Source organism: Serratia sp. X3 (assembly GCF_014982455.1).
Lineage (GTDB): Bacteria > Pseudomonadota > Gammaproteobacteria > Enterobacterales > Enterobacteriaceae > Serratia > Serratia ureilytica.
The window spans coordinates 108,301-125,824 of sequence record NZ_JADCNB010000006.1 but is presented as its reverse complement, the minus strand read 5'-3'; the positions used below and the strand labels follow the sequence as shown (position 1 = coordinate 125,824).

Genomic DNA, 17,524 nt, shown 5'->3' with positions numbered 1-17,524 from the left:
TTCGACGGGCTAAGCCAATCGGGACAGGGAGTTAAAAGGATGAATAACCCGAATTGCATTGGTTTACCAGGGAGCCGATCGATTCTGGCCGGTTTGATGTCTTGCCAGGTGGCACTGCTTTATCCAATCGGTGCAGCGCATGCGCGCGATTACTTTAACCCGGCGCTGCTGGAGATTGATAATCCGGCGCTGCGTGGCGCCGACCTCTCCGTATTTGAAGAGAACAGCAGCCAGGCGCCCGGGCGCTATCGGGTCGATCTTTACTTGAACGGAGAACAGATCGACAGCCTTGACGTCGAGTTCCAGCTGATGCCGAGAGCCGATGGTAAGCAAACGCTGCAGCCTTGTTTCAGCACGGAAAAATGGGCTGAGCTAGGCGTGAGGGTGGCTATGTTCCCAGCGATGGTGCCTGGGGATAGCTGCGTCAACCTGGCGCAGGCCATTCCACAGGCCTCTGCAGTATTCCAGTTCAATCAGTTGAGACTGAACCTAAGCATTCCTCAGGCGGCATTGCGCTTGAATGCACGCGATTATGTCTCCCCGGATAAATGGGATTCCGGCATACCCGCGTTATTGGTCAATTACAACTTCAGCGGCGCCAATAGTCAGATGCGCGACACGCAGCGGCAGAACAACAATAACTATTACCTCAATTTGCGCTCGGGCATTAACTGGGGCGCCTGGCGTTTGCGTAACTATTCCATCTGGAATCACTACACCGGCGGTGCTTCATCCTGGCGTTCAATCAATACCTATCTGCAGCGCGATATTGTTGCGTTGCAAAGCCGCCTGACGCTGGGGGACAGCACAACGACCAGCGAGGTGTTCGACAGCGTACAGTTCCGCGGCGGGCAATTGGCTTCTGAAGATGACATTCTGCCGGACAGCATGAAGGGCTACTCGCCGGTGGTGCGCGGGATTGCGCGCACTAACGCGCAAATCGTGATCCGGCAAAACGGCTACGTGATTTATCAAAGCTATGTACCGCCGGGTGCGTTTGAAATTACCGATCTGTACCCCACGGGCGGCAGCGGCGATCTGAACGTCAGCGTGCGCGAGGCTGACGGGCAGGAGCAACATTTCGTGGTGCCTTATGCTGTGGTGCCGGTGCTTCAGCGCGAAGGGCGTTTCAAATACAGCCTGACCAGCGGGAAATACCGTTCATACAGCGGCGGCGTTGATGAACGTCCGTTCAGCCAGGCCACCGGCATCTACGGTTTGCCGTGGGGAGCTACCCTGTATGGCGGCGTGCAGGCGGCCAGTAAGTACCAGTCTCTGGCGCTGGGGTGGGGGCAGAACATGGGGGCGGTGGGGGCGCTGTCCGCAGATGTCACTCAGGCATGGACCAAGCAGGAAACTCGGCCGAAAGAGCAAGGGCAATCATGGCGCCTGCGTTACGGCAAAAACTTCATTGAAACCGGCACTAACTTCAGCTTGGCCAGCTACCGCTATTCCACGCGCGGTTTTTATAACCTGCAAGAGGCGCTGGAGAGTTACGGTGGCAACAGTGCTGTCTATAACGACCGCAAAAAGAGCCGAGCCGAGTTGACGATGAGCCAGAGCCTGTGGGATCTGGGCGGAACGCTGTCGCTCAGCCTGTTTAACGAGGATTACTGGAATGACAATCGCCGCTCGCAGTCGGTCAGCCTCAGCTACAACAACAGCTGGGAAGCCATCAGTTATGGGCTGAATTATACCTTCAGCCAAAATGGTTACGACAGCAACGGCAACCACAGCAATATCCGCGATCACATCGTTGCCTTCAACGTCAGCGTGCCGCTCAGCAAATGGCTGCCGGGCAGCTACGCCACCTACGGCATGAACGCCAGCCGCAATGGCGCCACCAGCAACAACCTTGGGTTGAGCGGTACTGCTCTGCCGGGCGACAACCTGAACTACAGCATCAGCCAAGGTTATACCGGCAGGGGCGTGGGGGCGAACGGGAATATTCAGGCGGATTATAAAGGCGCCCTCGCCGAGTGGAACCTGGGCTATGGCTACGAGCGCCATCGCCGGCAGGTGAACTACGGCGTGCAGGGCGGCGTGCTGGTGCACCAAAACGGCGTCACGTTGTCGCAGCCGCTGGGCGATACGGTGGCGTTGGTGCAGGCACCTGGCGCCGCAGGGATCGATGTCCTGAACCAGACCGGGGTCAGCACCGACTGGCGCGGTTATGCGGTGGTGCCTTACCTGACGCCTTACCGGCGCAATATCGTCGGGCTGGACGGTGAGTCTTTCGCCGAGGATGTCGACATGACGCTAAGCAGCCAAACGGTGATTCCAACTCGCGGCGCCGTAGTGCGCGCCAGCTTCAATCCAGATGTCGGAGCCCGAGTGTTGCTGACGTTGCTGACGCGTAGCGGTGATCCGGTGCCCTTCGGCGCCACCGTCAGCGATCTCAACAGCCCTTCCGATAAGGGCAGCATTGTCGGCGATGGTGGGCAGGTTTATTTGGCCGGCATGGCGGAGAGTGGCCGGCTGCTGGTTAAGTGGGGCAATGATGCCGCTCAGCAATGTCAGGCTAACTATCAATTGGCTAATCAGCCTGAGAGCGGCGGTATACGCCTCGTGAAAGGGCAGTGTCTATAAGGTGCATATGATGGTTAAGGGAATATCTATTAAACGTGTGGTCAGCGCCGGGGGATTGCTGCTGAGTATGATGCTGTACGCTCAGCAAGCGCAGGCCGTTTTTGGGCAATGCAAGCCGAAATCCGGCACTAAAGGATTCTCATTTGTTTTCTCGCCGAAATTGGTTGATCCGTCTCAAAACATGGCGGGGCGAATTATCAAGAACGCCGACGGCGGTAAATGGAATCTGGCCGGCTCCTATCTGGTTGAGTGTGAATGCCAGTATCGTACGGCGTCTTACGTAACCGCCAAAGTACTGCTGAGTGACCAGGTATTCAGTGAGGGGGGACTAACCTATTACGCGCTGAATGAATATCTGGGCGTCGCCAGTGAAGTGTACGTGGCGGGCTACCGCGAAGAGTATATCGCCGCACCGTTTGAGAATGAGTCGAATAAAAAGACCGATATGGATGGCGATGATGAGTCCTGCGCCAGTACACCTTATAACAGCGGCGCTAAAGGGCGAATCCATCTCTATTTCCGCCGTCCTTTCGTGGGGGTGACGACGATACCCAGCACCAAACTGGTGGAAACTTATGTCTCGGTCGTGAGCGGTGTGAGCAGTGATGTGGCGGTGTCTACCGTCTCAATGAGCGGCACCGTCACCGTGCCGCAAAGCTGCGAAATCAGCCCTCAGACGGTGACGGTGGATTTCGGCGATATCCTGACCACGGACTTTCAAACCAAAGGGGCGATGCCGTCCCGCTTCACCCCGCATGAGAAAACGCTGACGCTGGCTTGTAGCAACATTTCCAATGGCGTCAAAGTCAGCCTGTCATTTCGCGGCGAAGCCGACGGCAACATGCCCGAGGCGCTGAAGACCAGCAACGACAGCATCGGGGTGATGATAAAGGATCTGTTTGGCAACCCGATTGCACCGCAAAACGGCCGGTTGCCGGTCGATTTTCAATACCCGAGTCAGTCAGGGCGAACCGGGATCAGCGTCTATCCCATCAATACCACCGGGAAGGCGCCTGCGATGGGCAAGTTCAATGCCACGGCGACCATTCAGGCAGAAATCCAATAAACGGATATTTCAACGGCAGTGGGGTGGGCGGGCCCCTGCGTTTAACGAGAAGGAACAGATTATGGTGAAAATGTTTAATCGTTTTGGCTGCAACCTGGTGCTGAGCAGCATGTTGATTTTGACGATCCCGACGGCACAAGCGGTATCGAAAATAGTGATTTCCGGCAACATTAAAGCTGCTCCCTGCGAAATCGACAGTGCGAACGCTAGCGTTACGGTCAATCTGGGGGACGATATTTCCGCCGCCACGCTGGCGACCTCCGGCGCCTTCAGCCCTTGGGTGGAGTTCCCCCTGACGTTAAAAAACTGCCCGAGCACCACCACGTCGGTTGTCGCGACCTTCAGCGGGACCGTCGCTGAGGAAAGCACCAGCTTATACAAAAGCACCGGCAGTTCTCGTCGGGTACAAATTGAATTGCAAGACAACCAGGGAGCAAACCTGGGTAATGGCAAGAACATGACCCAGTCAGTTAACCAGGCGACGCATGAAGCCAAATTCAATTTGCGGGCGCGGGCATACAGCACCCATGGCGGATCGACGCCTGGTTCAATAGACGGCGCTCTGCAGGTCACTTTTGTCTATCAGTAGGCAATGGGACAAAAGGGCCAGCGTGGGCGGAAGGCTAACGACAGAGTTAAGGTGATGATATGAAAATCAATTATCCCGATGGAATGACCTTGGCGGCGGGCAATGAAGCGGCGGGTGCCGTGGCTGTCATGGAACCCTGCGCCATGACGGCTCTGGGGATGAGAAACCGGCTGATTGAATCCTGCGGTCTCCAACCTGGCAACATTCGGCAGGTGGCGAATCTGGTGGAACTGAGAGCCTTATTGACTGAGCATCCGCATCGTTTATTGGTGATGGAGCTGTGTGGACAATCAGAGTCGGTATTGGAGGGATTCAAGCTGATCGCCGAGGTGCGGGAAAACTCGCCGGACACCGCGATTGTCATTTGTACGGCATTGGATGAACCGAGGTTGTTGCGGCAGCTCATCGCTTCCGGTATTCGCGGCCTGATGCTGAAGCAGGAACCGGCTATTGCATTGACCCACTGTGTTCAGCAAGTCCTGACAGGCAGTTGCAGCTTCAGCCACCGGGTACGCCAACGTCAATTGCATGAGGCTGGCGCCGATAAACCGCTGACGGCGAAGGAACTGGATGTGTTGACCCAACTGTTTTCCGGTAAGAGCGTGACCAATGTGGCGCTGACCATGTGCCGTGATATCCGCACCGTCAGCACCCATAAACGCAATGCGATGTTGAAGCTGGGGTTTCACAGCGATGGGGAACTGTATCTTCAGGGGAAATGGATGGCTGCGCAAGGTTCATCCTTGGTTCGCTAGGCAAGCGCACGAGGTCTCGCGGGCAAGCAAGCATAGGAGCAGATTATGCATTTATGGCGTCAGCAACCGCTGAACATAGCATTAATGGACAGATGTCCATTGACGCTGGAAGGGTTGGCCAGTTTTTTAAAAACGCTGCCAACCCAGGTAAAAGTCGTCGTAAAGGAAACCAGCGTACGTGCGGTGGTGGATAGCGTGGTCTATCAGCAGGCCGACGTGCTGATTACCGAACTGGACGGTGAAGATGAGACGCCCGCTAAGGGCAGGGAAACGTTGCTGGCCCTGTGTACGCAACTGCCCGAATTACGGGTGATTGCCTATACCCGTTGCCGTAATGCAGAAGAGTTGGGGCGATTGTTGTCTCAGCCCAATGTCAGCATCGTCGCCAGGGATGACGCTTTGCCGCTGGTGGCGGAGTTTTTTAATCGGGTCTTGCTTGGGGAGCGAGTGTTGAGCCCACAGATAGGGACTTTTCTGGCACCCTCGGTTAGCGGAGATGAGGTGTTCACCCGAAAGCTGACTCGCTGCGAGACTGATGTGTTGGCCTTTTTGTTCAACGGCATGAGCCTGCGGCAAATCGCCGAATTGCAACGCCGCAGCATCAAGACGATCAGCGCGCATAAATGCAGTGCCATGCGCAAACTGCAGGTGAAGAATGACAGTGAACTGTTTTCATTGCACGGCAATATTACGCGACAATTTGGCGGGAAGTGGTCAAAGGGGACTTAATCGTTAATGACAGGGTATAAACCGGTAGCCTGGGCGTTGAAAAATAATCAAACAAGTGTTCCCCTGGGCGGGTGGATGAAAGCAGCTCGGCGTTGGAATAGTGCTGAATTAGAGCGTTGTTGGCGTGCCGGGCTGCATTTTCCCATCCGATATTTTTTACCGTACTCGATGCGCACGTTAAAAGAAGATGAGTGCCTGCATCGTTATTTACATCGTAAAATTAAATGCTGATCGTGCGGAATCGCTCTACATTGGTTGCGGTGTAGATCACCGTATTCTGGATATTTTTGTGCCCTAAATAATCCTGAATCAAGCGCGTATCGACCCCGTTATCTGCAAGCGCGTAGCCGCAGGAGTGTCGTAGCATGTGAGGATGAACCTGAACGCTAATACCGGCCATTTCGCCATACATTCTCATTAATCGATACAGCTGCTGACGTGAGATTTGTCCGCCGTGGCGCGACAGGAATAACCATGGAGCCTCTGCATCAGGATAGCTCGTCCGCTGGGTCAACCAATGTAACAGCGCCTGCCGTTCTCGCGGTTGGATCGGATGCTGAACGGAAAACCCGTTTTTCAGTCGGGATATATGGATCCGATTAGAGGTAAGATCAATATCCTCCAGGCGCAAAGCACGCAGTTCGCTAACCCGCAAACCGTGAATAAAGCACATTAATAGTAGACAACGATCTCGAATGCTATTTTTCCCCTCATGCACGGCGGCAATCAGTTGCTCAATTTCAACCTGACTGAGAAATTTCCTTTTTTTCATTTTTCTTTCCTGCATCTTTGATGTTGGTGATTTCTATCATGAAGTTTTATTAAAGCATTGGAGCATAATTGGCAGCAAAGGAAATAAATAATTTCATTTGTTAATAGATGGTTTTTTTATCTTTTCTATTTTTTCATTTTTCAAGTGAATATATATTGTTTTTTGTATGATTATTTAATTTTTTTCATGAGGCTATTTAATTAGCGAATATTTAGCATCTCTGTAAGAGCCCCATGGAGAGTTTCCATCCGTCAGACAGCCATGAGATATCCTCTCTCTCATATCGGTGCTTGATAAGCTGTGATGAGAATTCGTCTTGATCTCATTCTCGCGCCGCTTACAATGCCTGCCAGATCGCGACTTCAGAGGTTTTTTCATGGAACTGCTACGGGTGGTTTATCGGCAGTATCGTTGGCCATTTCTGGCGGTTATGGCATTGACCATGGCCAGCGCCGGTTTAGGCATCGGTATCATTGCTTTTATCAATCAATATCTGATGGACGTCAGCGGCAACCCATTGGCCGTGTTGCCGATGTTTCTCGCCCTGCTGGCATTGTTGATAGCGGTCACGCTGGGTTCACAGCTGGCGCTGACCACATTGGGCCATTACTTCGTCTATCGGCTGCGTGGGCAACTGGTGAAGCGCATTCTGGATACCGAGATCGAGCGCCTCGAACAGTTAGGCAGCGCCTCATTGCTGGCCAGTCTGTCCAGTGACATCCGCAATATCACCATCGCCTTCGTGCGCTTGCCCGAATTGGTGCAAGGGGTGATTTTGACCCTGGGGGCAGCGGCCTACCTGGGGTGGCTATCGCCGAAAATGCTGGCGGTCACGGCGGTTTGGGTGGCGGTGACCGTGGTGGGCAGCGGTTGCCTGGTGTCACGGGTTTATCGCCATATGGCCAGTTTGCGCGAGTCAGAAGAGCGTCTCTATCATCGTTATGAATCGGTGATTGATGGCCGTAAGGAACTGACGTTGAACCGCAAACGGGCTCAGGCGTTATACGAGCAGGCCTATCAGCCCGACGCGCAAGCCTATCGCTACCATATCATTCGCGCCGATACCTTCCATTTGAGTGCGCTCAACTGGTCAAACATCATGATGTTGGGGGCGATCGGGCTGGTGTTCTTTATGGCCAACAGTTTGGGATGGGCGGACTCGACGGTGGCCGCGACCTACTCGCTGACGCTGCTGTTCTTGCGCACGCCCTTACTGCAGGCCGTGGGGGCGTTTCCGACGCTGGTCGGCGCCGAAGTGGCCTTCAACAAGCTGAAAGCGCTGCGTTTGGCCGAGTATCAGCCGGGGTTTCCAGCCGCCGTTGGCCGTTCCTGGCAGACGCTGGAGCTGCGCGACGTGGTTTTTCACTATGCAGATGCGGAACAACAGCCCGGTTTTACCGTCGGGCCGCTCAATCTGACGCTGCGGCGCGGTGAGCTGGTGTTTCTTATCGGCGGCAACGGCAGTGGCAAGTCAACGCTGGCGATGCTGTTGACCGGGTTGTATCGGCCGGTAAGCGGGCACATCGTTCTGGATGGCGTCGCACAGACCGCGGCGGATATGCCGGACTATCGCCGGCTGTTTTCAGCGATTTTCACCGATTTTCATCAGTTCGATCGTTTACAAGGACCGGAAGGCGGCGAACCTGATGCAGCGCTGGTCACGCATTGGCTTGAACGGTTGAATATGAAAAGCAAATTGCAGTTCGACGGCGCCAGAGTGACCAACCCGCAACTGTCGCAGGGGCAGCGCAAACGTCTGGCCCTGTTGCTGGCGGTGGCGGAACAACGCGATATTTTGCTGTTGGATGAATGGGCCGCCGATCAGGATCCGCAGTTCCGGCGCATTTTCTATCGCGAACTGTTGCCGGCGCTGCGCGCGTTGGGCAAAACGGTGTTCGCCATCAGCCATGACGATCACTATTTCGAACACGCCGATCGGTTGCTGGAGATGCGCTCAGGCCATTTACGCGAGTTGACCGGCAGCGAGCGTGAACACGCCAGCCGGGATTCCGTCAGCAGAATCGGTTAACTTACGTCGGCCCGTGCCAGACCAAAACGGGCCGGCGCTTCGCCCCCGCATTATTTCAGTGCGTCGCTTCATTTTCTCTCCCTCATCCAATGCTGTCTGCTGCCGATTTGGCTTACGACCAGTCAAATAATTGATGTTTTAATTGTTTACCAGTGGTTTAATTTTGACCTTTAGAGGTGTGGCACACTGCGCATTCGTTCGCCTATCAAAACACGTTCTCGCCTGCCGATAACAGTGATATCCACGGTGCCGTTCTGGCTGATACGGCAATGCAGATCTATGGGCAGCAGAGTTTTTTTAAATTTCCATAGGAAAAAACGACTTTATTGATCGTTGAAATGTATCAATAATTTTATTTTGAATGGTTTAATCTATTGGTTAGGGGCGCTGTGGTGAGCAAGGATGGACCAAATATCAAACGTAAAGCATGGCTAGGCGTGTTTATCGTTAGTGGGCTGTTCTGGCTGCTAACCGCTGCCGTGATTTACTGGTTACTGAGTTAGCAGGTTAAGCAGGAAGACGATTCGTGAACAAGAAGCAGGCTAAAAACCGTGAGGGCGCTCAGCGTCGCGCGCAGTCAAAAATTCCGCCTTCATGGGTGCTGAGCGATGAGCAGCGCGCCTTTATTGAAGATTTATGGCAGGATACCGCCCCCGAAGCGGCGCGGCCCATCGCTCAGCGACGTTAGCCGATCACGCGGCTGCGGCCGGCCAGCGCGCCGAACAGCATTTGCAAGACGGTCAGGCATAGCAGAGCGATCAACGGCCAGCGCCAGCCTTCCGTCAAATCGTGTAACAGGCCGAATAAGGTGGGTCCCAGCGCGGCCAACAGATAACCGACGGATTGCGCCATGCCCGACAGCAGCGTCGCCTGATGATGATGCTGACTGCGCAATCCAAAGAACGACAGTGCCAGCACCAGCGAACTCCCCGCTCCCAACCCGGCAAACGTCAGCCACACCAGTGAACTGGCGGGTTGCACCAATAATCCCCCGACGCCGATAAAGATCAGCAGAGAACTGCCCAGCGCTATCGCCCGCTGATCGCGCGCCCGCGGCAAAATCACCACCATGACAAAGTTGGCGACGATCGCCACCACCTGATAAACGAACAGCTCGAAGCCCGCCTGCTGGGCTGAGGCGCCGTGGCTGACGGCAAAGGCACTGAACCAGCCGATAATGGTGTAGAAGGCGATCGATTGCAGCCCCATGAACATCGCCACTTGCCAGCCCAGCGCGCTGCCCCAGGGAGAGCGATAGCGTTGCGGCTCCGTCGGCTGCGGCTCTTTAGCGACGGGTGTGGCGGAGCGCCGCAGCTGCGGCAACCACACCAGCAGCGCCAACAGCGCAGGTAATCCCCAGCACAGCAAGGAGAAGCGCCAGCCGAGATCGGCCAGGGAAGCCAGCGGCACCGCCAGACCGGAGGCGATGGCGGCGACCAGTGACATCACCGCCGCATAGGCCGCTATCATCGCGGCGGCGCGATGAGGAAAATCTCTTTTCACCAGCGTTGGCAGCACCACATTGGCGAAGGCGATGGCGGCGCCGATCAGAACGCTTCCCAGCCACAGCATGGCGTCTTGCGGCAGGGAACGCAGCGCGATGCCGCAAACCAGCAGCGCGAGGGCTAAACCCAGGGTGCGTTCGATGCCGATGCGTTTCGCCAGCGCCGGGGTGAGTGGCGAGAGGATGGCGAACAGGATCAGCGGCAGTGAGTTGATCAGGCCGGCTGCGGTGGCGGACAACGCCAGCTGTTGCTGAATCTGTTCCAGCAGCGGGCCGACGCTGGTGAGGGCGGCGCGCAGGTTAGCTGCGATCAGCATGATGCCGACGATCAGCAGAACAGGGCGATGTAAACGGCGACGCGGGGTCGCGATGGATGATGAAGATGAAGCGGGTTGCGGCATGAGTTCCTCGCACCAGGGCATGCAGACAATCAGCGCTGCATGGCGTGATGCGTTGATTGACGTTAACGCTTACGTACCGACAAGGAGCCGATATCTGATCGCAAGTGTAGGGAAGATGGCTCGCGCTGACAAGGGGGGCCGGCGGGATGGAGAGGGCTGATTCCCGCCGGCTGCAGGATAATTCCCATTATGTGATCCTGGTCACTGAGTGAACTAAAAGTCATGGCGCAGGGCGGGGTCTGCAGCGCTTTCACTTCTGCCGCCGCCGGCGCGGCTGCTCTCCGGCGTTCGCGCTCGTCATGGCATTTCATTTTTCACCCATTCCATTTTTTGGCTTTTCGATTCGTTTCGATTCGAAAGGTTTTTTGGCGGTTTTTTTGCTAAAACGGGGCTGTAAGCCCGATCACAATTTCATTGCTTTCGCTTTGCTGTAATGCCAGCGCAGTAGAGCGAAAGCCATCTTCTCCCCGGCGATGCCGGAAACCTGAGGACCGCAGCTCATGCCAGTGAATACCGCAAAGCGACGTGAACACATCATCGATCTGTTATGCGAGCACGGCAGCGTGCGCGTGGAGCAACTCAGCAAACAGTTTGCAGTATCCACGGTGACGATCCGCAACGATCTGCGCTTTCTGGAACGAAAAGGGTGTGCGCTGCGCGCTTACGGCGGCGCAATGCTCAATCAGCAATTCGCTTTCGATCGGCCGCTGCGGGACAAAGGGCGGTTGAATCGCGATGTCAAAACGCTGATCGCCAACGCGGCGGCCGGCTATGTGCGCGACGGCGATGCGCTGATCCTCGATTCCGGTTCAACCACCGCGCAGATCGTGCCGTTCCTGAAGGGGCGGCGCGATCTAGTGGTGATGACTAATGCGCTGAACATTGCCTATGAGCTTTCAGGAAACGACGGGGTGGAAGTCATGGTGCTGGGGGGCAGCGTGCGCCGCAACTCTTACTCGCTCTATGGTCCGGCTGCCGAGCAGCAATTGCGTCAGTACCGCTTCGACAAGCTGTTTTTAGGCGTCGACGGGTTCGATCTGAGCGCCGGCATCACCACGCCTCACCCCGGTGAAGCGCACCTCAATCGCGTGATGTGCGAGGTGGCGCGCGAGATTATCGCAGTGGCGGATGCCAGCAAATTCGGTCGCAAGAGCTTTTGCATGATTCGCGAAGCTGGACAAATCCATCGGCTGATCACTGACAGCCGTCTTCCGGACGATTACGAGCGGGCGTTAACCGAGCTGGGCGTAGAGGTCATCATCGCCGATCGGTAGCACGGCGCCTGCATGGGGGCTTCATGCAGCAGTTGTTACAGCTTGTCGAGCAGCACAAGGCCGGTATGCCGGTCGGGATTTTTTCCGTCTGTTCCGCCCATCCCTGGGTTCTGAAGGCCGCGCTGCGGCAGGCTAAAAGCCGCGGCACGCCGGTATTGGTGGAGGCGACCTCCAACCAGGTCAATCAGTTCGGCGGCTATACCGGCCAAACGGCGGCCCAGTTCCGCGATGCGCTCTGGCGTCTGGCGGATGAGGTTGGCTTGGCGCGCGAGCGCGTGTGGCTGGGCGGCGACCATCTGGGGCCCAACGCCTGGCAAGATCGCCCGGCTCAGGAAGCGATGACGCTGGCGGAAACGTTGATCGACGATTACGTTCGCGCCGGATTTCGCAAAATTCATCTCGATTGTTCCATGTCGTGCGCCGGCGATCCCTCGCCCTTGGGTGATGCGGCGGTCGCCGAGCGTGCGGCGCGCCTGTGCGCGGTGGCGGAACGCGCCTGGGCGCAGAGCGGTGGCGAAGCGCCGGTCTATGTGATCGGCACCGAGGTGCCGGTACCGGGCGGTGCGCAGGAGGCGTTGGCGGGCCTGCAGGTCACCACGCCGCAGGCGGTGGCGCAAACCCTGGAAACACACCGTATCGCCTGGCAAAAGGCCGAGCTGAACGATGCCTGGCAGCGAACCATCGCGCTGGTGGTGCAGCCGGGCGTCGAGTTCGATCACCACAGCGTCGAACGTTACCAGCCGCAACGCGCCGACGCACTGAGCCATTTCATCGAACGGCAGCCGGGCATGATCTATGAAGCGCACTCCACGGACTACCAACCGCCGCAGGCCTATCGCCAGCTGGTGCGCGATCATTTCGCCATTCTGAAGGTGGGGCCGGCGCTGACCTTTGCGCTACGCGAAGCGCTGTTCGCTCTCGATCGCATCGAGCGCGAATGGCTGGGGGAACGCCAGTCGGCGCAGCTGTGCGCCACGCTGGAACAGGTGATGCGCGAGCAGCCGCAACAGTGGAGCCGCTATTACCACGGTACGCCGCACCAGCAGTATCTCGATCGCCACTACAGCCTGAGCGATCGGGTGCGTTACTACTGGCCGCAGCCGCAGGTGCAGCAGGCGGTCGACGGCTTGCTGGACAACCTGCGGCGCAGCCCGGCGCCGCTGGCGCTGCTCAGCCAGTATCTGCCGGAGCAGGCGCGGGCGCTGAACGCCGGCGAATTGAGCGCCGATCCGCAGGAGTGGGTGCTGCACAAAGTGACGCAGGTACTCGATGATTACCACGCCGCCTGCTATCCGGAGGGCCGCTGATATGCCGAACATTTTAATGACCCGCATCGACAATCGCCTGGTACATGGCCAGGTGGGCGTGACCTGGACCAACACCCTTGGCGCCAACCTGGTGGTGGTGGCCAACGACGAGGCCGCCGCCGATCCGGTGCAGCAGAACCTGATGGACATGGTGGTGGCGGAAGGGGTGCAGACCCGTTATTTCACGCTGCAGAAAACCATTGACGTGATCCACAAGGCGGCGGATCGGCAGAAGATCTTTCTGGTGTGCAAAACGCCGCAGGACGTGTTGACGCTGGTGCGCGGCGGGGTGCCGATCCGTTTCGTCAACGTCGGCAATATGCACTTCGCCGAGGGAAAGCGGCAGGTGCACAAAACGGTGTCGCTGGACGACGGCGACGTGGCTGCGTTCCGCGCGCTGGCTGAACTGGGCGTGGAGTGCGAAGTGCGTCGGGTGCCTGATGAAGCGGGCGAGGCGATCGGCAAACTGCTCTTTTGAGCCAGGGGGGAAAGCATGTTGACGGATGCGTTATTGATTGCGCTGTTGGCGGGGTTGGCGGGTGTTGACCTGTTCGACGGTCTGACCCACTTCCACCGGCCAGTGGTGATGGGGCCGCTGGTGGGGCTGATTTTGGGCGATGTCTACACCGGCTTGCTGGTGGGCGGCACGCTGGAGCTGGTGTGGATGGGGATGGTGCCGTTGGCGGGAGCCCAACCGCCTAACGTGGTGATCGGCGGGGTGATCGGCACCGCATTCGCCATTCTGACCAAAGCCGACCCTAAAGTGGCGATCGGCGTGGCGGTGCCGTTCTCGATCGCGGTGCAGGGCTGCATCACGCTGCTGTTTACACTGTTCTCGCCGATGATGCACCGCTGCGATCGCATGGTAAAAGCGCTGAACTGGCGCGGCATCGAACGGGTGAACTATCTCGGCATCGGCATTCTGTTCATCTTCTATTTCGTGGTGGCGTTCCTGCCGATTTACTTCGGCGCCGATGCGGCCAGCGCCATGGTGCAGAAAGCTCCGGGCTGGCTGCTGGACGGGCTGGCGGTGGCGGGCGGCATGATGCCGGCGATCGGTTTCTCGCTGCTGATGAAGGTGATGATGAAAAAAACCTACGTGGCCTATTTTATCCTCGGTTTCATCTCGGTCACGTTTCTCAAGCTGCCGATCCTGGCGGTGGCGCTGGGCGCCCTGGCGATCGCTCTGATCGACTTCTTCAACACGCAACGCGGCGCGGCAGAGGCGACGGCCCGGCCCGCTCCGCAGGAGGACGCCGAAGATGGCATTTAACGATTCCGACGATCTGCTGGCGCAAAAGGCCGAGCAGCGTATGGCGCAGGCGCTGGCCACCAGCCAGGTGGAGCAGGACGACTATCTGGACAGCCGGCCCGCCGAAGCGCTGACGCGCGGCGACATTAACCGCATGGCCTGGCGTTCGCTGCTGCTGCAGGCGTCGTTCAACTACGAGCGCATGCAGGCGGGCGGCTGGCTGTATCAGCTGATCCCCGCGCTGCGCAAGATCCACCGCAACCCGCAGGATCTGGCCAACTCGATGAAGATGCACATGGAGTTTATCAACGTGCACCCGTTCGACGTCACCTTCCTGTCCGGTCTGGTGCTGGCGATGGAGCAGAACAAGGAGAAGATCTCCACCATCCGCGCGGTGAAAGTGGCGCTGATGGGGCCGCTTGGCGGCATCGGCGACGCGCTGTTTTGGTTGACGCTGCTGCCGATCTGCGCCGGGATAGGCGCTTCGCTGGCATTGGAGGGCAGCCTGTTCGGGCCGATCGTCTTCCTGCTGCTGTTTAACCTGTTCCACTTCGGCCTGCGTTTCGGGCTGGCGCACTACGGCTACCAGGCCGGCACCAGCGCGCTGGCGCTGCTGAAAACCCACACCCGGCGCATTTCGCACGCCGCCTCCATTGTCGGCATGACGGTGATCGGCGCGCTGGTGGCCTCGTACGTGCACCTGTCCACGCCGCTGGTGATGCATGCCGGCAAGGCCAGCGTGGCGCTGCAGACCGACGTGCTGGACAAGTTGATGCCCAACTTGCTGCCGCTGTGTTTCACGCTGCTCATTTTCTTCCTGATGAAGCGCGGATTCTCGCCGGTGAAGCTGATTGGCGTCACCGTCGCGATCGGCGTGGCGGGCAAATTTATCGGCATTTTATGAGGAGCGGGATATGCCAGGCATTGTGATTACCGGCCACGGCGGCTTTGCCTCCGGGCTGCTGCAGGCGGTGGAACAGGTGGTGGGGCCGCAGCGGCATTGCGCGGCGGTCGATTTCCCCGAACAGATGAGCACCGCGCAGCTCAGGGAGGCTTTGCGCTCGGCGCTGGTCGCGGTGGCGCAGCCGGACGGCGTGGTGTTCCTGACCGACATGCTCGGCGGTTCGCCGTTTCGCAGCGCCTGTGAACTGGCGGATGCGCGGGGCGATTGCGAAGTGCTGACCGGCGTCAACATGCAGCTGGCGGCGGAAATGATGCTGGAACGTGACGGACTGAGTCTGGATGAATTTCGCGAGGTGGCGCTGGCGTGCGGCAAACGCGGCCTGACCAGCCTGTGGCATGAACGCCGCCGAGTGAAGTGCGAAGACGCGCAGGCCGACGGCATCTGAACGAAAACCGGGCGCGGGCGCGCCCGGCTCCGTGAGTTAGGCCGGCAACGGGCTCAGCGCCAGACGCGCCGGTTGGTCTTCGCCGCGGCTGAAGCGCCAGCAGGTCTGGTGGTATTTCGCCACGCTGTTGCGGTGCGCCACGCTGACCAGCGTCACGTCCGGCAGTTCATCCACCAGCAGGCAGTACATCAGTTGCTCGGTTTCGTCGTCCAGCGCGCTGGTGGCCTCGTCGAGGAACAGGATGCTCGGGCGAATCAACAGGGCGCGGGCGAAGGCCAGCCGCTGTTGCTCGCCCGGCGACAGGCGATGGCTCCAGTTGGCGGAGGTGTCCAGCCAGCGCTGCAGGTGCTTCAGGCGGCAGTTTTCCAGCACCCGCATCAGTTGCGCGTCGCTGTATTCCGACGCCAGGCTCGGGTAGCTCAGCGCTTCGCGCAGCGTGCCGATCGGAATGTAGCTGCGCTGCGGCAGGAACAGCATGTTGGCGTTGCCCGCTACCCCGATGGCGCCCGCGCCGTAAGGCCAGATACCGGCGATGGCGCGCAGCAGCGTCGACTTGCCGCAGCCGGAAGGCCCGACGATCAGCAGGCGATCGCCGCGTTGCAGCGTCATCTCGGCGCCGGTCAGCAGCGGCTGGCCGTCGGGCAAGTGCAGGCTGAGGTTGTCCAGCGTTAACGGATGGGCGGTCTCCTCCCGCAGTTGAATGCCGCGCGGCTGATGGTGAACCTGATCGACGGCGGCGTTGAAGCCGGCCAGACGGTTAACGCAGGCTTTCCAGGTCGCCAAATCGTTAAACGCGTCGATAAACCACGACAGCGCGCCCTGCACCTGGCCAAAGGCCGAGGCGATCTGCATCAGGCCGCCCATCTGGATGGCGCCGGAGAAGTAGCGCGGCGCCGCCACCAGCAGGGGAAACACGATGGCGAACTGGCCGTAGAAGTTGGTGGCGATGTTGAGCCGCCGGGTGATGCGCATGATCGCCCACCAGTTGCTGCGAATGGTATCGAAACGGTCGCCCAACTGCTGCGCCTCGCGCGGTTCGCCGTGGTACAGCGCAATGGCGTCGTTGTTTTCACGGATGCGGATCAGGCCGAAACGGAAGTTCGCCTCATACCGTTCCTGGTTGAAGCCCAGCATGACCAGCGGTTTGCCGACCCACCAGATCAGCAGCGATCCCAACACCGCATACAGCAGCGCGAACCACACCATATAGCCGGGCAAGGTGATGGCGTGTTGCCCGAGCGCGAAGGTCATCGGCCCGCTGACGTGCCATAAAATGTCGATAAAGGAAAACAGCGTCACCAGGCTGGAGAGCAGCCCGAGCGACAGCGACAGGGTATATTGGGTCAGCACGTTGAGATCTTCAGCGATACGCTGATCGGGGTTATCGACGATCTGCTGCTGCTCGGTGTGGTAATACGCCTGGTGCGCCAGCCATTTTCCCATGAACCTTTCCGTCATCCAGCGCCGCCAGCGCATCTGCAGCCCCTGAGTCAGGTAGATCTTGTAGACCGCCAGCACGATGAAGATCAGCGCCAGATAGGTAAAGCGCCACAGCTGCGCCTTGAATACCGGGTAGTTTTTGTTCTGCAGCGCGTCGTAGAACACCTGGTTCCACTGGTTGATCTGCACGCTGATATAGACCAGGCCGAGCGACAGGACGACGATGGCGATCAGCATCATCCAGGCGCGCCATCGCTCCTCCGACACCCAAAAGGGTTTGATCAACTGCCAAATGGCGTGTTTCTGCAAGGGGGTTGCGTTCATAACGGCTCGATAATTGCGGTATTTTGTTCAGCATGGGCTGCGGGCCGGTAACAAACAAACCGCGACTGTAAGCAGTTTTGACTCCGCTAACCGTTTGAAATAAGGCGGCTGAATCGCCGGCGGCCATGCAGGCGATCGCAATTG

The 17,524-nt window shown here is 58.2% G+C and carries 17 protein-coding genes; 14 read left to right on the top strand and 3 right to left on the bottom strand.

Features of this window, described 5'->3' with window-relative positions:
* Window positions 1-39 precede the first annotated feature (39 nt).
* The 5 genes from IMX17_RS20280 to IMX17_RS20260 all read left to right on the top strand — a co-directional run bounded on the left by IMX17_RS20280 (window position 40) and on the right by IMX17_RS20260 (window position 5,728).
* On the top strand, window positions 40-2,589 hold the full coding sequence (locus tag IMX17_RS20280) for a fimbria/pilus outer membrane usher protein (protein ID WP_193550166.1): 2,550 nt from the start codon (window positions 40-42) through the stop codon (window positions 2,587-2,589).
* Window positions 2,590-2,596: 7 nt separating this feature from the next.
* Complete coding sequence (locus IMX17_RS20275) at window positions 2,597-3,655, top strand: fimbrial protein (protein WP_227414649.1); 1,059 nt, start codon at window positions 2,597-2,599, stop codon at window positions 3,653-3,655.
* A gap of 61 nt (window positions 3,656-3,716) precedes the next feature.
* Window positions 3,717-4,244 carry a fimbrial protein gene (locus IMX17_RS20270; RefSeq protein WP_227414648.1) on the top strand — a complete coding sequence of 176 codons (528 nt, stop codon included), beginning with the start codon at window positions 3,717-3,719 and terminating at the stop codon, window positions 4,242-4,244.
* Between the two features lie 59 nt (window positions 4,245-4,303).
* On the top strand, window positions 4,304-4,999 hold the full coding sequence (locus IMX17_RS20265) for a response regulator transcription factor (protein WP_046899027.1): 696 nt from the start codon (window positions 4,304-4,306) through the stop codon (window positions 4,997-4,999).
* A 45-nt stretch (window positions 5,000-5,044) separates the two neighbouring features.
* Window positions 5,045-5,728 carry a response regulator transcription factor gene (locus IMX17_RS20260; protein ID WP_193550165.1) on the top strand — a complete coding sequence of 228 codons (684 nt, stop codon included), beginning with the start codon at window positions 5,045-5,047 and terminating at the stop codon, window positions 5,726-5,728.
* A gap of 220 nt (window positions 5,729-5,948) precedes the next feature.
* Here IMX17_RS20260 and IMX17_RS20255 read toward each other — a convergent pair whose 3' ends face one another.
* On the bottom strand, window positions 5,949-6,500 hold the full coding sequence (locus tag IMX17_RS20255) for a tyrosine-type DNA invertase (RefSeq protein WP_046899029.1): 552 nt from the start codon (window positions 6,498-6,500) through the stop codon (window positions 5,949-5,951).
* A 376-nt stretch (window positions 6,501-6,876) separates the two neighbouring features.
* Between IMX17_RS20255 and IMX17_RS20250 the strand changes: the two genes are divergently transcribed.
* From IMX17_RS20250 to IMX17_RS20240, 3 genes are all read left to right on the top strand, one after another.
* Window positions 6,877-8,529, top strand: a complete 1,653-nt coding sequence (locus IMX17_RS20250) for a multidrug ABC transporter permease/ATP-binding protein (protein ID WP_182265326.1) — start codon at window positions 6,877-6,879, stop codon at window positions 8,527-8,529.
* A gap of 389 nt (window positions 8,530-8,918) precedes the next feature.
* A complete protein-coding gene (locus IMX17_RS20245; RefSeq protein WP_072056100.1) occupies window positions 8,919-9,032 on the top strand; it encodes a YmiA family putative membrane protein in 114 nt (37 codons plus the stop codon).
* Window positions 9,033-9,055: 23 nt separating this feature from the next.
* The gene (locus tag IMX17_RS20240) at window positions 9,056-9,217 is read left to right on the top strand and encodes a hypothetical protein (protein ID WP_182265325.1); all 162 of its coding nucleotides are present in this window, start codon (window positions 9,056-9,058) and stop codon (window positions 9,215-9,217) included.
* Here the strand turns inward: IMX17_RS20240 and IMX17_RS20235 are convergent.
* A complete protein-coding gene (locus tag IMX17_RS20235; protein ID WP_182265324.1) occupies window positions 9,214-10,434 on the bottom strand; it encodes an MFS transporter in 1,221 nt (406 codons plus the stop codon). The two genes, IMX17_RS20240 and IMX17_RS20235, sit on opposite strands and share 4 nt — an antisense overlap.
* Window positions 10,435-10,934: 500 nt before the next feature.
* Between IMX17_RS20235 and agaR the strand changes: the two genes are divergently transcribed.
* From agaR to agaF, 6 genes are read left to right on the top strand one after another with little or no spacing between them, the layout of a single operon-like run.
* Window positions 10,935-11,708, top strand: coding sequence for a transcriptional repressor AgaR (agaR, locus tag IMX17_RS20230; protein ID WP_004931804.1), 774 nt, complete (start codon window positions 10,935-10,937; stop codon window positions 11,706-11,708).
* Between the two features lie 23 nt (window positions 11,709-11,731).
* Window positions 11,732-13,015 carry a D-tagatose-bisphosphate aldolase, class II, non-catalytic subunit gene (locus IMX17_RS20225; protein ID WP_046899031.1) on the top strand — a complete coding sequence of 428 codons (1,284 nt, stop codon included), beginning with the start codon at window positions 11,732-11,734 and terminating at the stop codon, window positions 13,013-13,015.
* 1 nt (window position 13,016) lies between these two features.
* Window positions 13,017-13,493, top strand: a complete 477-nt coding sequence (gene agaV, locus IMX17_RS20220; RefSeq protein WP_004931808.1) for a PTS N-acetylgalactosamine transporter subunit IIB — start codon at window positions 13,017-13,019, stop codon at window positions 13,491-13,493.
* A gap of 15 nt (window positions 13,494-13,508) precedes the next feature.
* Window positions 13,509-14,288, top strand: a complete 780-nt coding sequence (gene agaW, locus IMX17_RS20215) for a PTS N-acetylgalactosamine transporter subunit IIC (protein WP_033644826.1) — start codon at window positions 13,509-13,511, stop codon at window positions 14,286-14,288.
* Window positions 14,278-15,171 (top strand): PTS system mannose/fructose/sorbose family transporter subunit IID, encoded by an 894-nt coding sequence (locus IMX17_RS20210; RefSeq protein ID WP_033644827.1) that lies wholly within the window; start codon window positions 14,278-14,280, stop codon window positions 15,169-15,171. Before agaW ends, IMX17_RS20210 begins: the two co-directional genes overlap by 11 nt.
* A gap of 10 nt (window positions 15,172-15,181) precedes the next feature.
* On the top strand, window positions 15,182-15,616 hold the full coding sequence (gene agaF / locus IMX17_RS20205) for a PTS galactosamine/N-acetylgalactosamine transporter subunit IIA (protein WP_046899032.1): 435 nt from the start codon (window positions 15,182-15,184) through the stop codon (window positions 15,614-15,616).
* A 36-nt stretch (window positions 15,617-15,652) separates the two neighbouring features.
* Here the strand turns inward: agaF and IMX17_RS20200 are convergent, their stop codons facing one another.
* Window positions 15,653-17,380: an ABC transporter ATP-binding protein/permease gene (locus IMX17_RS20200; RefSeq protein WP_033652139.1), complete on the bottom strand. Its 1,728-nt coding sequence runs from the start codon at window positions 17,378-17,380 to the stop codon at window positions 15,653-15,655.
* Window positions 17,381-17,524 lie beyond the last annotated feature (144 nt).

Coding starts and splice junctions, on each gene's coding strand:
- IMX17_RS20280 (WP_193550166.1), top strand. CDS start 40: ATGAATAACCCGAATTGCATTGGTTTACCAGGGAGCCGATCGATTCTG.
- IMX17_RS20275 (WP_227414649.1), top strand. CDS start 2,597: ATGATGGTTAAGGGAATATCTATTAAACGTGTGGTCAGCGCCGGGGGA.
- IMX17_RS20270 (WP_227414648.1), top strand. CDS start 3,717: ATGGTGAAAATGTTTAATCGTTTTGGCTGCAACCTGGTGCTGAGCAGC.
- IMX17_RS20265 (WP_046899027.1), top strand. CDS start 4,304: ATGAAAATCAATTATCCCGATGGAATGACCTTGGCGGCGGGCAATGAA.
- IMX17_RS20260 (WP_193550165.1), top strand. CDS start 5,045: ATGCATTTATGGCGTCAGCAACCGCTGAACATAGCATTAATGGACAGA.
- IMX17_RS20255 (WP_046899029.1), bottom strand. CDS start 6,500: ATGAAAAAAAGGAAATTTCTCAGTCAGGTTGAAATTGAGCAACTGATT.
- IMX17_RS20250 (WP_182265326.1), top strand. CDS start 6,877: ATGGAACTGCTACGGGTGGTTTATCGGCAGTATCGTTGGCCATTTCTG.
- IMX17_RS20235 (WP_182265324.1), bottom strand. CDS start 10,434: ATGCCGCAACCCGCTTCATCTTCATCATCCATCGCGACCCCGCGTCGC.
- agaR (WP_004931804.1), top strand. CDS start 10,935: ATGCCAGTGAATACCGCAAAGCGACGTGAACACATCATCGATCTGTTA.
- IMX17_RS20225 (WP_046899031.1), top strand. CDS start 11,732: ATGCAGCAGTTGTTACAGCTTGTCGAGCAGCACAAGGCCGGTATGCCG.
- agaV (WP_004931808.1), top strand. CDS start 13,017: ATGCCGAACATTTTAATGACCCGCATCGACAATCGCCTGGTACATGGC.
- agaW (WP_033644826.1), top strand. CDS start 13,509: ATGTTGACGGATGCGTTATTGATTGCGCTGTTGGCGGGGTTGGCGGGT.
- IMX17_RS20210 (WP_033644827.1), top strand. CDS start 14,278: ATGGCATTTAACGATTCCGACGATCTGCTGGCGCAAAAGGCCGAGCAG.
- agaF (WP_046899032.1), top strand. CDS start 15,182: ATGCCAGGCATTGTGATTACCGGCCACGGCGGCTTTGCCTCCGGGCTG.
- IMX17_RS20200 (WP_033652139.1), bottom strand. CDS start 17,380: ATGAACGCAACCCCCTTGCAGAAACACGCCATTTGGCAGTTGATCAAA.